15 protein-coding genes and 1 tRNA gene are annotated in these 15,395 nt (G+C 41.6%); 5 read left to right on the top strand and 11 right to left on the bottom strand.

Annotated elements, in window-relative coordinates:
* Positions 1–66 precede the first annotated feature (66 nt).
* Entirely contained in the window at positions 67–1,128 is a 1,062-nt protein-coding gene (bamC, locus tag HG263_RS09985; protein WP_171625934.1) for an NlpB/DapX family lipoprotein, read from the bottom strand.
* Positions 1,129–1,473: 345 nt separating this feature from the next.
* On the opposite strand from bamC, the gene HG263_RS09980 reads away from it, so the two are divergent.
* From HG263_RS09980 to HG263_RS09970, 3 genes are all read left to right on the top strand, one after another.
* Entirely contained in the window at positions 1,474–2,007 is a 534-nt protein-coding gene (locus tag HG263_RS09980; RefSeq protein WP_171625933.1) for a glycine cleavage system transcriptional repressor, read from the top strand.
* A gap of 8 nt (positions 2,008–2,015) precedes the next feature.
* Positions 2,016–2,486 (top strand): thioredoxin-dependent thiol peroxidase, encoded by a 471-nt coding sequence (gene bcp, locus HG263_RS09975; protein WP_171625932.1) that lies wholly within the window; start codon positions 2,016–2,018, stop codon positions 2,484–2,486.
* Between the two features lie 198 nt (positions 2,487–2,684).
* Positions 2,685–3,614, top strand: coding sequence for an alpha/beta hydrolase family protein (locus HG263_RS09970; RefSeq protein ID WP_171625931.1), 930 nt, complete (start codon positions 2,685–2,687; stop codon positions 3,612–3,614).
* A gap of 72 nt (positions 3,615–3,686) precedes the next feature.
* On the opposite strand, the gene queE is transcribed toward HG263_RS09970, so the two are convergent.
* A complete protein-coding gene (gene queE, locus HG263_RS09965) occupies positions 3,687–4,352 on the bottom strand; it encodes a 7-carboxy-7-deazaguanine synthase QueE (RefSeq protein ID WP_171625930.1) in 666 nt (221 codons plus the stop codon).
* Between the two features lie 122 nt (positions 4,353–4,474).
* On the opposite strand from queE, the gene queC reads away from it, so the two are divergent.
* Positions 4,475–5,134 (top strand): 7-cyano-7-deazaguanine synthase QueC, encoded by a 660-nt coding sequence (gene queC, locus HG263_RS09960; protein WP_171625929.1) that lies wholly within the window; start codon positions 4,475–4,477, stop codon positions 5,132–5,134.
* A gap of 147 nt (positions 5,135–5,281) precedes the next feature.
* Complete coding sequence (locus tag HG263_RS09955; RefSeq protein WP_171625928.1) at positions 5,282–5,506, top strand: hypothetical protein; 225 nt, start codon at positions 5,282–5,284, stop codon at positions 5,504–5,506.
* Between the two features lie 16 nt (positions 5,507–5,522).
* Here HG263_RS09955 and HG263_RS09950 read toward each other — a convergent pair whose 3' ends face one another.
* The 9 genes from HG263_RS09950 to rlmE all read right to left on the bottom strand — a co-directional run bounded on the left by HG263_RS09950 (position 5,523) and on the right by rlmE (position 15,337).
* Positions 5,523–6,812, bottom strand: coding sequence for a Glu/Leu/Phe/Val family dehydrogenase (locus tag HG263_RS09950; RefSeq protein ID WP_171625927.1), 1,290 nt, complete (start codon positions 6,810–6,812; stop codon positions 5,523–5,525).
* Between the two features lie 113 nt (positions 6,813–6,925).
* Entirely contained in the window at positions 6,926–8,869 is a 1,944-nt protein-coding gene (locus tag HG263_RS09945) for a UvrD-helicase domain-containing protein (RefSeq protein WP_171625926.1), read from the bottom strand.
* 170 nt (positions 8,870–9,039) lie between these two features.
* Positions 9,040–9,124: transfer RNA gene (locus HG263_RS09940), tRNA-Leu, on the bottom strand.
* A gap of 63 nt (positions 9,125–9,187) precedes the next feature.
* Positions 9,188–9,538: a preprotein translocase subunit SecG gene (secG, locus tag HG263_RS09935; protein WP_171625925.1), complete on the bottom strand. Its 351-nt coding sequence runs from the start codon at positions 9,536–9,538 to the stop codon at positions 9,188–9,190.
* Between the two features lies 1 nt (position 9,539).
* Positions 9,540–10,289, bottom strand: coding sequence for a triose-phosphate isomerase (gene tpiA / locus HG263_RS09930; RefSeq protein WP_171625924.1), 750 nt, complete (start codon positions 10,287–10,289; stop codon positions 9,540–9,542).
* Between the two features lie 78 nt (positions 10,290–10,367).
* Positions 10,368–11,708, bottom strand: a complete 1,341-nt coding sequence (gene glmM, locus HG263_RS09925; RefSeq protein ID WP_171625923.1) for a phosphoglucosamine mutase — start codon at positions 11,706–11,708, stop codon at positions 10,368–10,370.
* Entirely contained in the window at positions 11,705–12,553 is an 849-nt protein-coding gene (gene folP, locus HG263_RS09920; protein WP_171625922.1) for a dihydropteroate synthase, read from the bottom strand. The genes glmM and folP overlap by 4 nt, the downstream gene beginning before the upstream one ends.
* Positions 12,554–12,704: 151 nt before the next feature.
* Entirely contained in the window at positions 12,705–14,639 is a 1,935-nt protein-coding gene (gene ftsH / locus HG263_RS09915) for an ATP-dependent zinc metalloprotease FtsH (protein WP_171625921.1), read from the bottom strand.
* A 68-nt stretch (positions 14,640–14,707) separates the two neighbouring features.
* Entirely contained in the window at positions 14,708–15,337 is a 630-nt protein-coding gene (gene rlmE / locus HG263_RS09910; RefSeq protein ID WP_171625920.1) for a 23S rRNA (uridine(2552)-2'-O)-methyltransferase RlmE, read from the bottom strand.
* Positions 15,338–15,395: the final 58 nt, after the last annotated feature.

Below are 15,395 nucleotides of genomic sequence, written 5' to 3'. Positions count from 1 at the left end.
TATTTAGCCTACAAAAACAAAGAAAAGAGCCTTAGCTCTTTTCTTATTGAAAAAACGACCCACCGATTAAATAGTAAGGCCCTTATCACGCAATACTTGTAATAGTACTTGTTGTAATTGCGCCATAACATCGGTATCCAACACATTTCCTTGCGCATCTTTCCAAGTTAATGATGTACTGCCGTCATTGGTTGTTGCCACGGTGATCTTATAATCACCACTTTCCAGAGGTAGCTGTACAGCGTCATCGCCCCAAATTGAATCCCAAACACTATCGTCAGGTTTCTCATAGCGGGTAGATATTTCACCATTGTCATTGTCAATTTTGATAATTGTAAAATTAACACGCTCCAAAAAGCCTGCAAATCTATCGATGACAATGTCTGCTGATTGTTCAGTCAACATTGCCCCATTACCCTGCTTATCAAAACCAAGCGCAAGAGATAAAACGCCCTGTTGCTTTCTTACTTGCACTTCTAATATTCGGTATAAATAGTCAAACTCAGTGATTACTTCATTTATCGCTCGCGCCTCGAGTTGTTGCTTTAACATGTCGCTAAGTTGTACTTTTTCGCTTCGATAATCCAACAATTCAGCGCGCAATGAAGCTGTTCTTTGGTGTTCTTTTTGCTCAACAAAAAAACGGAATCGTTGTTGAGAAATAACCTCTTCGTCTTCCCAAAACCACCCTTCAACTGGCTTGATCAACGAATACCAATCGGTGCTTACCACTCCCTGCTGGCGATTATCCTCTGTCAATGTACTTTGATGACGCGCCATCACACCGTCTATTGATTGCCAGATAAAGTCAACAAGATTGTCAATACCGTCATTTTTATCAAAATAAACTCGGGCCATTTCATCATTTTCTTCAACCCAACTCCCTTTCGCAATAGTCAAGATTTGTTGCGGGGGTCGATAACCTTTCGCTTTGGGGTCGTTGTCAAAATGCGCCACTGCCATTTTATACATAGGATCTTGAGCTGGCTGTTGTAGGTTTGCTGGGACTTGAACAGGCTCATTTACACGGTAGTTGCGCTGATGATGCGCATCATTGGTAAAAACACTACATCCAGATAAACCAAGTAATACGCCGATTGCCAACGTTTTTGGGATCCAATACTGCACTGATTATTCTCCTTAGCAGACCCATTAATTGTTATTTCATTACTATGAGTGGGGAATGCTGGTTTGGTTCACTGTCAATTCAAAATTTTCCAAAAGATGACAAGCTCTATGGAAATTATAGGGTTAGTTATGATCAACCTAAAAATTTGCAACTATGGTACTTTCCAATGGGCATAAACACAAGAAAGCCATAAAATTATCCGCCTTTGAGGCAATAAATTCTAAAACAGACATGTTTAGCTCAAAATTCTGTGGTACCATTTTCGGTTAAATATCAATTGTCCAATGTATTCTTCGCATCGCTTGGGTGGATAAAAGTACATTTACAGAGGTTAGATTTCATTAATGACTGCATTTGCCAATCAACAACTGGTATTAACCGCAATAGGTGAAGACCGTTCTGGGATAGTAAGTGAACTTACACAGCTTGTTAGTGATTGTCATTGTAATATTATTGACAGTCGCATTGCGATTTTAGGCAACGAATTCACTTTTATTATGTTACTCAGTGGTGACATGTCTGCCATTAGTCGCGTAGAGCACAGCTTACCGGTCAAAGGGATGGAGCTAGGTCTTCTGACTATGATGAAGCGCACAAACTCCCATCAACAGGGAGATTTTAGCGCCGGTTACACACTGGTGTATGAAGGCTTAGACACACCTGGTACGCTTAGTAAAGTGACACGCTTTTTTGCAGAGCAACAGATAAGCATTTGTTCCTTAAAGTCAGATACTTTTGAACAAGGTGATGACTTAAACATGCGCTGTGAAATTGAGTTTAATATACCAACCGACGTAAACGTAGATGAATTTAAAATCCGTTTTGAAGATCTTTCTCATACACTCAACGTAGATTATATTTTAAGACGAATTCGCTAAGGATTAACATGAAAACATTAACTGCTGGCGAGCAAGCGCCTCTTTTTAATTTGCAAAATCAAAATGATGAAACTGTCTCTTTGGCTACGCTGCTTGAGCAAAACCAAGTATTGGTGTATTTCTACCCTAAAGCCCTAACACCTGGCTGTACGGTACAGGCTGAGCAACTAAGAGATCATAAGGCAGCGCTTGCTGAGCTTAATACTGTTGCAGTGGGGATCAGCCCAGATCCGGTAAAAAAATTAAAGAACTTTGAAACCAAAAAAGAACTTAACTTTGATTTATTGTCTGACGAAGATCATGCCATAGCGGATGCCTTTGGCGTGTGGGGACTTAAAAAGTTTATGGGTAAAGAGTACGATGGTATTCACCGTATCAGCTTTTTAATAGGCCAAGATGGCAAAATCAAACATGTGTTTAATAAGTTTAAGACCAAAGACCACCATCAAGTGGTAATTGACTACTTACAAGCTAACTAAGCCAATCCCTATCATTTTTGAGCGGGGTACCCCTGTGCCCCGCTATCAAAAAATACTCTTCTGAATCAGCAAAAATAACCACCAAAAGATAAAGTAAGCTGAAAAAACATTATATCCAAATGAACTCTCGCCTTAGTTTATTATCTATCACCTTAGCTTTTTAGATGTTTGAATAATTAAAATATTAAGGAAAAATCTATGCTCTATAGGATTATTATCGCCGTACTCGTCTTTTTATCTACTAACTCCTCTGCAAGCGAGCGCTTTCAAAGTTCATATCTGGCTGAGAGATCTGATGGCTCAAACATTACTTATCACCTTTTAAAAAATAACAAAGAAAAAAGCACTGATGCCCTACTAGTCATTTTACAAGGCTCTAGTTGTAATAGTGCTTTGAATATCGACTCCATTAGCAAACACTATGAAAATGTCCTCCCTGATTCTGACTTACTACTTATCGAGAAGTATGGATTAAACAACAAGCTTGCCTATGATAAAAATCCTGGACGAGAGGATTGCCCTGTGGAATATCTTCACAACGACTCACCGTATACTCGGGTAACAGATGCCGATATTGTGTTAAATAAAGTCAAACAGGCGAATGGCTACAAAAAGGTGGTAGTTGTGGGAGGCAGTGAAGGCGCAGTGGTTGCGAACTTATTAGCAGCAGCAACACATCATGTGAATGCTGTAATCGCTTTTAATGGCGGCAGTCGCTGGTTTATTGATGATGTTGTGCATAATATTACAGCACAGCACCAAAACCAGGCTGATGCTCAACAAAGCATCAACGAGTTTAAAGGATTTGCTAAGCATATTCTCAACCAAGCACCCAAAGATATTATAGTCAGTGATCACGGCTACAAGTGGTGGTTTGAAATGCTGTCAATTGACCAATTAAGCACGCTTAAAGGTATCAATATTCCAACGCTGATTATACAAGCACGTGCCGATCTGAATGTCTCTCCCGTGAAGGTCGAAGCCTTGCAAGCTGCTTTATCGCACAAGCACAACATTCAATTTAAATTTTACCCTGAGTTAGATCATGGATTTGATGATAGCAAGGGTGAAAGTCGCCTAGCTTTAGTGATAAAAGATATGAATGAATGGGTTAAAAAGGTTCTATAAACTGTAATTCAATGATTGGATGGCGATAAGTTCATCCAATCAAACGTTCTGTTATCTGCTGGCAATACTTGCTTAATTAATACCAATATATTTGTGTACTTGCACTGACAATCGCCAGTTTTTCTTCATACAAGTGTCTATCGCAAGTTTAGTTGCTTTAGCCTTTTGACTTATGGGTTGTAAGTAAACAAGCTTTGGCGTAATTCCGGTTTTTTCAAACAAAGCTTCCAGTTCTTCAACATGCTTTTGCATAGCGACAGGGTGCTTGATCTCATCTGCTCGCTGCATAGCACTGGTCAGTACTTCATAGCCACCGCGCATATTTATTTTTGGCGACACTGTGACCCAAGTTTGCTCGGGTACTTTAATTTCAAATGTACCGCTAGTTTCTATTTGAGTACTGTAGCCTGCTTCGTGTAACAGTTCACACAGCGGAACTAAATCAAACATACAAGGTTCACCACCGGTTATAACAACATGCTTTGCTTGATACTCACGCTGTTTAAATAAACTCAATATTTGTTCTGAAGTTGCTTCCGCCCACCATTCTGAATCAGCTTTTTTTTCAACCGTTTTATCTAACGAAATCAAATAAGTAGGATTTACATCCCACGTTTGCTTAGTATCACACCAAGCACAGCCCACAGGGCAGCCTTGCAAACGCAAAAAAATAGAAGGCACTCCAGTGTAACTGGCCTCACCCTGTATGGTTTCAAAAATTTCGTTTATTTTGTACAAAACGGCTCCGTAACAACTTCACAAACTCAAAAAAACACCAATGGAAATTGTTATTTCCTCGGCGGCCGTGTAGTATATCGCGCCCTGAAGTAAACCTCTATCAAAATCGAGGCAAAACACCTATGAGCGAAAAAGTTGTTGTCATTTATTCTGGTGGTATGGACTCATACACCGTATTAAACAAAGCCGTTCGTGCAGGCTATGAAGTCTATGCGCTGTCTTTCAATTATGGTCAGCGTCACGTCAAAGAGCTACAAGTGGCAGCACAAGTATGTGAGAAACTTAATATCGCACATAAGGTAGTTGATATTTCAGCTATCAATCAGCTTATCGGTGGTTCATCACTGACCGATGATATTGACGTACCTGAAGGCCATTACGAAGAAGAAAGTATGAAAAGCACTGTCGTGCCAAACCGTAATATGATTTTACTCTCTTTGGCTGTCGGTTACGCAGTATCGCTAAAAGCCAATAAAGTATTTTATGGTGCCCATTCAGGTGATCATGCGATATACCCAGACTGTCGTCCTGAGTTTGTCAAAAAAATGGATGATGTTTGTAGAATTGCTAACTATGAAGAAATCGAAATTGTCTGCCCTTATCTAAATAGTAGCAAAATAGATATTCTTACTGATGGCCTGAAAATGGGGCTTGATTATTCTGATACGTGGACTTGTTATAATGGGCGCGAGAAAGCATGCGGAAAGTGTGGTGCCTGCCAAGAGCGCCTTGAGGCATTTTCTTTAAATAATGCGCAAGACCCTCTTACCTACGAAGCCTAATTTACCGGCAGGAGCCTCAGGCTCCTGTTACAAATCTATACCTCTTTGACAAATGTCACTTCCCATCAAATCACTTTATGCTAGATTAGTACCTAACTGATGCACGTTCCATAACGTGTAAGACATAAAATAACCATGGAGAAAGTTATGTCAGGCACTACGATGATTGTACTTATTGTGTTCATTGCCGTTGGTTTTAGCGTAATGAGTAAAATGTTTAACCAATATCTAGCACAGCAAAAGTCACAGCAAAATAAATATAACGACACACTGCAAAAAGAGCTCGATACACTTAAAGAGCGCGTAGCAACGTTAGAAAAAATAGTGACAGACGAAAGCTACGCACTAAAAGAGCAATTTAAAAAGCTGTGAGTCTATTTTTAAAATATTAATCTGAGTGAGAGAAATAATCGGCGGTGCCGTGCGCCTCAAGTGCTTCACAGAGCTTTTGCAATGCAAGTTTATAAACTACCACACGCATTGAGTCATCGTGCTCTTGGTAGCGCTGCCAGGCTCTCTCAAATGCATCATTCATGTATTGCCCTAACTTTTCATGTACTTTTTTCTCAGGCCACGCTTCTCCTTGACGATTTTGACACCACTCAAAAAAGCTCACTATTACACCACCTGCGTTAGCAAGTATATCTGGGATCACATGAGTCCCCTGTTCTCTTAGCTGTTGGTCAACATCTGAGGTTATAGGCCCGTTTGCAATCTCTACGATATAGTTAGCTTGAATTTGCTTGGCATTGGCTGAATGAATCACACCAGCTAATGCAGCTGGCACCAAAATATCCACGTTAAGTGCCAACAGCTCCTCATTACTTATTCTTGTGTGCTCCACGTCTTCACAAACCGAGTGCTGACAATAAACAGCTCTGAGCGTATTGCTTCGTTGTTTTTCACTATATACACTCTCTATGTCTAAGCCTTGCTCACTGTATATTCCACCTTTAGAGTCACTGACCGCAACTACTTTGTAGCCAGCCTTTTGTAACAGCCTTGCACAGTGATATCCACCATTACCAAAGCCTTGAATAGCAACGGTTTTGTCTTGCGCATCCCAACTTAGTTTTTTAGCTAACGCATCAATGCATAAAAATGCCCCCCGCCCAGTGGCACTATCTCTACCAAGACTGCCACCAAATGCGATAGGTTTGCCCGTTATCACTGCTGGACATTTTGTTCGAGTAATTTTTTCGTATTCATCCATCATCCAGCCCATAATGCGCGCGTTGGTATAAACATCAGGCGCAGGAATATCGAGCTGTGGACCAATAAAATCTGCATTCGCTCTGATATATGCACGGGCTAATCGCTCTAACTCCATGGGCGAAAGCTTTTTAGGATCGACTGTGACTGCACCTTTTGCACCGCCAAAAGGCACCCCAACTACCGCACACTTTAGTGTCATCCATAAAGCTAACGCCTCTACTTCACTTTGATCGGCATCTTGATGAAATCGTACCCCGCCTTTTGTGGGACCAAGCAGATCGTTATATCGACAGCGGTAAGCCTTAAAATAAGCCGTTGTTCCGTTATCTTTTCTGATAGCTATGTGGCTAGTGAGGGTGCTGTGAGGTTGACTTAATGCCTCCAAAATTGCGTTATATTCGCTGTGATTTTGGGCAATACTACTAAGCCTTGATAATGCATCTTGCAAAATATTCTTGCTCATGAATACTCCTAACGGTTATTGAGATACAATACGACTCACTCCCTAGGATAGTTTAATAATGATTCTGGTGAGCTTATTCACTAAACTATTTTGCAATGTGACCGCTTTTACTCCTAGTTAACATTAAGCTCATGTAGAAATGGACTCGGATTTGTTTTTGGCTCAAACAGAATAATTTGCTGCTTTGCGCGTGTTAACGCAACATAAAATAATCGACGCTCTTCGGCATAGGGATAAGTCCCCTCTTTAGAGAGCATACTATTTAGCAGCGGCTGAGCGCGTGCATGTGCAGGAAAGCCTCCCTTACCTTCATACAACCCCATTAGAATAGTAAATTGGGCTTCTTTACCCTTAGAGGCATGAAATGTCATCGCTTTTAATTCAAGATAAGGGTACTTTCTTTGCAGCTGTTCAAGTCGTTGCTTAGTGGGTAACATTCTATGATACCTTGCCAATAGCAACACACTAGACTCACCATACTGAGCCAACTTTTCAAGTACAGTGTCTAACGCTTCATTGTCATCATCTACACTGTATTTGTTAAAAGCAGGGGTAACGCTCTGGGTGCTGGCACTCAGTTGCTTAACCAATTGACCAGGATTTGCACATACAAACTGACTTGAAACATCCAATATTTGTTGTGGGTATCTAAACGTTTTATCAAGCGCAGTTACCGTAGCCTCACCAAAGTGCTCATTAAAATGGGTAATTAGCCTAACATCTGCGCCACTGAACCGATAGATAGATTGCCAGTCATCACCCACCGCAAATAAAAACGACTGTTTAGATTGCTGTAATAGCGCATTAAGTAATTTAGCTCTAACTGGAGAGAGGTCTTGGAATTCATCCACCATAACATGATGCCAAGGCACGAAATACTTTCGCCGTTCTAGGTAGTCAATTGCTTTGCCTATCATATCCTCAAAGTCGATAGCTTGTTCGTTCTTTAAGTAAAGCTGATATTCGGCCACAATCGGTTTGAGGCACTCGAGTAACTGAGTATGTTCTAACTCGATTGTAGGTAGCTGCTTTAACAAACTAGCATTTTTATAGTGACTAATTAATGTCGCTATATGCTGTAGCACGGATTTTGAACTTGGACCGTTTAAGAACGCTGTTACATCAGTGATGTGAGTATGGCACTCCTGTTGGCAGAACTGTATAAATAATGCTTGATAACTCGGTTGTAGGCAAAGCACTTGCAGCGTATCGCGCATAAACGCCTGCATTTTTACTTGCTCTGACAGCAACGCACTCAAGATAGGCTTTTGTCCTTCAACAGCTTCGATAATATGCATTCCCAATGCATGAAATGTGAAGCAGTTAAACTCCTCTCCCATTCTTTGTTTAAGCTCTTTTGCCGCTTCGTTACCGTATGCAAGCAGCAATATTTGTTCTGCTTTTGTGCCTGTACTGTGAACCAAAAACCTTGCTCGTGCAGCCATTACACTGGTCTTTCCCGTACCAGCTCCAGCTAATAGCAATTGTCGATTATCTTGAATGATACATGCGCGTCTTTGTGCTTCGGTTAACGGCCGACTTTCTATACAATCGAAAAATGGTTTATGCTGTTTTGCCTGAAAACTTATATATGCACTGCGAAATGCTTCTATATCGTCACTTTGCCATTGCGTGAACTCAGTTACAGTGTAAATAGCCTGCCGCAGGTTTTCAGGCAACATGATACATGGGCGCCAACTTAACCAGTGAGGGACTAAAGACCCGATGATCTCAGTGACTAACTCAAGGTTTTTGGAGGATAAATATTGTGTTTTAAGTAATCGCTCTATTTTATCTATTGTGTGTATTAAACACTTACTATGCGAAGCAACCCATAAAGCCTGACATTGTTCATTTGTATATCCACACCTTTCAATCCTGACTTTCAATACTTCGTTACTCTTTGACAGTGGTATTTTAATTGATAAGCCGAATAAACCGTCTGAGATAGTCGGAGGATATAATATGTCGCGCCATAATATAGCTCTGCTTTGACCTGAAGTTACTAGCTGTAAACGCTCATTTTGAAGGGTAAGTTTTGCGTAATTACCAAACATATTTTTTATAGACAGATTTTTAATATTCAATGAACTGTGGCACTCAGTAAAAGGCAATATGAGCTTGATGATCTATATTAAGATCTTGCTTCAAAGCTATGGGAATCGCGAACTATCATTGATGATCATCACGCATAAAAAAACCAGCCAAAAGGCTGGTTTTTTAAATTTGGTGCGGATGGGGGGACTTGAACCCCCACGGCCGAAGCCACCACCCCCTCAAGATGGCGTGTCTACCAATTCCACCACATCCGCATTTTTCGATAAGATGTTTGAATGAGGACTCAAACTATCGAGTAACTTAAGGTTACCACTCTATTAATTTGGTACGTCAGAGCTTTTGTTGTCTTCAGATGATGCTGGTACATCTGAAGCAGCTGGCGCAACTGTTGCCGCTGCTGGCGCTTCTAGGTTTTCCCACTCGTCGGTCTTTTTAATTTGACCTGCTGTTAGGTTACCAAGCACAATACTCAATACAAAAAATACCGTTGCTAAAATGGTGGTAGTTTTTGTCATAAAGTTACCAGCACCAGATGAGCCAAATACTGTTGCTGATGCACCTGCACCAAACGACGAGCCCATATCTGCGCCTTTACCTTGCTGAATTAACACCATACCCACCAGTGCTAGCGCAACAATTAAGTAAACAACTAATAATATTTCGTACATTTTATACGTTCCCTATTGCACTATTGCAGATACTAATAAAAGCATCTTTTTTAAGACTTGCGCCGCCGATTAATCCGCCGTCGATATCTGCTTGTGCAAATAATAATTCACTATTTTTTTCATTCACACTACCACCATATAAGATACGTAGTGCGTTAGCGACTTGCTCATCATAACCTTTGAGCATATCACGAATAAACTTGTGTACCGCCTGTGCTTGCTCTGGAGAAGCTGTTTTACCAGTCCCGATAGCCCAAACGGGTTCGTATGCTATCACAGAATTATTTAGTGCGGCTATACCTAATTTGTTTATAACAGCATTTATTTGCTTAGCGACCACTTGTTCAGTTTCGCCAGCTTCACGCTCTGCTTCAGTTTCACCCACACACAAAATTGGTGTTAGACCAAACTGCTGTGCTTTTGCGAATTTATCAGCAACTTGTAAGTCAGACTCTTTGAAGATACTGCGTCTTTCAGAGTGACCAACCAAAGTAAACTTTGCACCTAATTCATGTGCAAGTTGTGCGTGAATTTCACCTGTATAAGCGCCTGAATCAAACTCAGAAATAGTTTGAGTACCTGTAGCAACACCATTTTTTACTACTTCGCTAAGCAATAAGGCTGGTGGAAAGATGATTACATCTACATTCAGGTCATTATACTTTTTAGCTTCGCTACAAATCTCAGAAACCAGCTCTAATGAGCCGTTCATTTTCCAATTACCTGCAACTATTGGCTTACGCTGCGCCATACGATACTCCGCATTAGAAGCGGGTGAGATACTAACTTGACTCACCCTGATTTACAAGAAATAAAATAAAAAAACAGACTAATTGCTCACAGATTCAACAACTTCAGCAATCTTAGCTGCAAAATCGATCACTTGCTTCTCTTGCTCTGCTTCAACCATAACCCTGATCACAGGTTCAGTGCCTGATTTTCTCAATAACACACGGCCTTTACCAGCTAGTTGCTGCTCTACTTCAGCAACTGCCTGCTTAACAATCTCTTGCTCAGTTGGGTCGTTACTGGTCGTGTAGCGAACATTGATCATTTTCATTGGATATTTAGTAAAGCCACTTCCTAAGTCTTGCAGTGTTTTGTTTTGAGAAACCATTGCAGCAAGAACTTGTAGACTTGAAATAATACCGTCTCCAGTACAGATCAGATCTAAGTTGAGCACATGACCTGAACTTTCGCCACCAATCGTCCAGCCTTTCTGGTTAAGTAGCTCAATTACATAGCGATCGCCTACCTTACTACGAGCAAATTGAATACCCTTTGCATGTAATGCGTTTTCTAATCCCATGTTTGACATAACAGTGCCGACAACACCACCTTTAAGTGTGTCATTGGCATGAGCTAAACAAGCTATGATGTAAACGATATCATCACCATCAAAAACATGACCATTATGATCAACCATCATGACACGATCTCCATCGCCATCGTAAGCGATGCCGACATCCGCTTTATGCTCAAGCACCTGACGCTTTAAACTATCAACATGTGTTGCACCACATTCGTTATTAATATTAAAACCGTTAGGTTCGCAGGCATGGCAAATAACCGTTGCACCAAGTTCACGCATCACAGCTGGCGCTATGTGGTAAGTGGCACCATTGGCACAATCAAGCACGATTTTTAAACCTTCAAGTGACAATTCTTTTGGAAATTGGCTCTTACAAAACTCAATATAACGACCGTCTGCATTTTCAAGACGTCTTGCCTTGCCGAGCTTTTCTGAAGGCACACAGGTCATCTCTTCATCCATCATGGCTTCAATTTCAAGCTCAACACTGTCGGCTAGCTTAAGGCCATTGCCACTAAAAAACTTGATACCATTGTCATGATATGGGTTATGAGAGGCACTGATCACAATACCTGCTTCAGCTCTGAATGTTTGTGTTAAATACGCTACAGCTGGAGTCGGCATAGGCCCAAGCAGGACAACATCGATACCCGCAGCAATTAAGCCGGCTTCCAAAGAAGTTTCTAATAAGTAACCAGATATCCGTGTATCTTTACCAATAATTACCTTTTTGGTGCCAGTTTTAGATAAAACTTTACCGGCAGCCCAACCCAATTTCAGCGCAAACTCGGGCGTAATTGGAAATTGCCCAACCAAGCCCCTTACTCCATCTGTGCCAAAATATTTTCTCGTTGTCATATGGTTACTCCATTACACGCTGCATGCCATACCTCTAGCACATCAGCAGTTTGTTGTACGTCATGAACTCGAATGATGTGAGCACCTTTTTGTGCGCATATCAAAGCCCCCGCAAGACTTGCAGCAAGGCGTTCATTAGTTTCTCTATTTAATAAATTGCCAAACATCGACTTACGCGATAATCCAGCCAAAAGCGGTAAACCAAACGAGAGAAAACTCTCGAAATTACCCAGTAATTCGTAGTTATGCGCTAGGCTTTTACCAAAACCAAAGCCTGGATCTAAAATTATACGCTGTGTATCTATTCCATGCTTTTCGCACTCTAGCAGTCGCATTGTGAAAAATGCCTTAATATCTGAAATTAGATCATTGTAAGTGGGGTTTTCCTGCATCGTCCTTGGCTGTCCTTGCATGTGCATCAAACATACCGCCACGTCGGGGTGTTCTGCAGCGACTTGCAAGGCACCGGGTTCTTGCAATGCTCTAACATCATTAATAATATCTGCGCCAGCTTCAATCGCCTGACGCATAACTTCAGCCTTGCTGGTGTCGACCGAAATCACGCAGTCACTATTGCGTCGAATTTTTTCGATGACAGGGATAACGCGTTTGAGCTCCTCTTCGCAAGCAACGTCAGGCGCTCCTGGGCGAGTTGACTCACCACCCACGTCTAATATCGTTGCACCTTGCTTTAATAAAGATAAGGCCTGATTGATAGCGCTGTCAGATTGATAATAAGTTCCACCATCTGAAAAAGAGTCAGGAGTGACATTAACTATCCCCATTATCTGGGGCTTATTGAGACATAACTCTCGGTCTCGAGGTAAACGAATTGTGGTTTTCATTGTTTTTACTCAACTTAGAGTAATACTAGCCTGCGCCAAACTAAGCTGTCTGACATACTTATATTATGAGCTAGACACTCACAACAACTTAATTAGGATAAGAAAAAGCCCCGTCTTAGCGGGGCTTTGGAATTATAGACTATTTTAACCGTTATTCAGGTCTATCATCAAGCTCAGAAGAACTTTGTGGCTTATCTATAGGCTTTTCTTCATCAACAGGTGTTGGTTTTTCCTGTTTTGGTTCTTTATTGTCCGGCTTTCTATCGTGAGCATCACGAGGTGGACGGACTTCAGTACGCGCCATTAAGTCATCAATTTGACCTGCATCAATAGTTTCAAATTTCATTAATGCGTCTTTCATGCTGTGCAAAATATCCATATTGTCTTTCAATATTTGTTCGGCACGTTGATAGTTACGAGTAATGAAGTCTTTGATTTCAGAGTCAATCAGCTTAGCGGTTTCGTCTGACATGCCCGCCATACGGTGCGAGCCGCCGCCCATGAACATCTCGCCTTGCTCTTCAAGATACATTTGCGGTCCCAACTTACTACTTAGGCCCCACTGCATCACCATTTTCTTAGCAATGTCTGTTGCACGCTCAATGTCATTGCTTGCACCAGTTGTTACTTTATCTTCACCATAAATAAGGGCTTCAGCGATACGACCACCATACAAGCTCGAGAGCATTGATTCTAAATGTTCTTTAGAGTGACTAACACGATCTTGCTCTGGTAGATACATTGTTACACCTAAAGCACGGCCACGTGGGATGATTGACACTTTATATACAGGGTCATGTTCAGGTACGAGACGACCAACAATTGCGTGTCCCGCTTCGTGATAAGCAGTCATTTCTTTTTCATGCTCACTCATCACCATAGACTTACGCTCAGCGCCCATCATTATCTTATCTTTTGCCGCGTCAAATTCGGCCATGCTTACTTTACGCTTGTTACCACGCGCCGCAAATAGTGCAGCTTCGTTAACAAGGTTTGCTAAGTCAGCTCCAGAAAAGCCAGGTGTACCACGGGCAATAACTGATGGTTCAACATTGTCGTCAAGCGGTACCTTGCGCATGTGAACATTTAGAATTTGCTCACGACCACGAATGTCAGGCAATCCGACAACCACTTGACGGTCAAAACGACCTGGACGAAGTAATGCGGGGTCCAACACATCAGGGCGGTTAGTTGCCGCTATCACAATGATCCCTTCATTACCTTCAAAGCCGTCCATTTCAACAAGCATTTGGTTCAGCGTTTGCTCACGTTCATCATGACCGCCGCCCATTCCGGCACCACGTTTACGGCCTACTGCATCAATTTCATCTATAAAGATGATACAAGGCGCTGCTTTTTTTGCTTGCTCGAACATATCACGAACTCGCGACGCACCCACACCAACAAACATTTCAACAAAGTCAGAACCCGATATTGTGAAAAACGGTACTTTAGCTTCACCTGCAACCGCTTTTGCTAGCAACGTTTTACCAGTACCTGGAGGACCAACCATAAGTACGCCCTTAGGAATACTACCACCCAGTTTTTGGAACTTAGATGGGTCACGTAAAAAGTCTACTAGCTCTGTTACGTCTTCTTTGGCTTCATCGCACCCTGCAACATCAGCAAATGTTGTTTTAACTTGGTCTTCGCTCATTAAGCGCGCTTTGCTTTTACCAAAAGACATCGCGCCTTTGCCGCCACCACCTTGCATTTGACGCATGAAGAAAATCCACACACCAATTAGCAGTAACATCGGGAACCAAGAAATAAATATGTTCGCTAAGAATGACTGCTCCTCAGGGGCAACACCTTTAACGTTCACATCATTCTTTAATAAATCATTGATAAGGTCTTCATCATACATGGGCATGATAGTTTGAAAACGCTCACCGTTACCTTTCATACCAGTAATAGTACCTGAAGAGCGATCGATATTAACATCTCTCACCGCCCCACTGCGCACCTCTTTTACAAACTGCGTGTAACTGGTCTGACGATCTGAAAGATCGCCGCTATTGAAGCTCTGAAAAACAGTCATAAGCACAACAGCTATAACTAACCAGAGTATTAAATTCTTCGCCATATCGCTCAAGGAGTTAACCTCTTGTATCCAAAATTATTTAAATTCGACTTTAATGCCTTTCAACTGTACTACAGTTTGTAACCTGTCGCCACTATATATACTTCACGGGAGCGTGGTCGAGAAGCTTTTGGCTTTCTAATTTTAACCACGTTAAAACATTTACGAACCTCTTGCGCAAACTGATCAAAACCCTCCCCTTGGAAAACTTTAACTGCGAATGCACCATTTTTACTCAGTACTTGATGGCACATATCTAACGCCAACTCTACTAGATACATACTTCCAGCTTGGTCGGTAGACATGTTTCCACTCATATTTGGTGCCATATCAGAAAAAACAACGTCTATTGTTTTACCTCCAATACGTTCAAGTAATGCGTCAAGTACCGCTTCTTCACGAAAATCACCTTGTAGAAAATCAACCCCAGCTAGAGAGTCCATAGGTAAAATGTCACACGCGATGACTTGTCCGTTATCCCCTACTTGTTCAGCCAAATACTGTGACCAACTTCCCGGTGCTGCACCCAAATCAACCACGCTCATGCCCGGTTTAATTAGCTTATCGCGCTGTTGAATTTCTTCCAGCTTAAAAACTGCCCGTGAACGGAATCCGCGTTTTTGTGCTTCATGGACATATGGATCATCTACATGTTCCTTTAACCAGCGTTTTGAGCTCGCTGAGTGCTTTTTATTTGCCATATTAACTGCAACTCATTAGTAATATTGTCTAGATGGCGGTAGAATACTAGAATTCAAG

Origin of the sequence: Pseudoalteromonas caenipelagi, assembly GCF_013140855.1 — a bacterium.
In the GTDB taxonomy this organism is placed as follows: Bacteria; Pseudomonadota; Gammaproteobacteria; order Enterobacterales; family Alteromonadaceae; genus Pseudoalteromonas; species Pseudoalteromonas caenipelagi.
The sequence above is the reverse complement of the archived record's forward strand: the minus strand, read 5'-3'. Positions and strand labels throughout refer to the sequence as shown.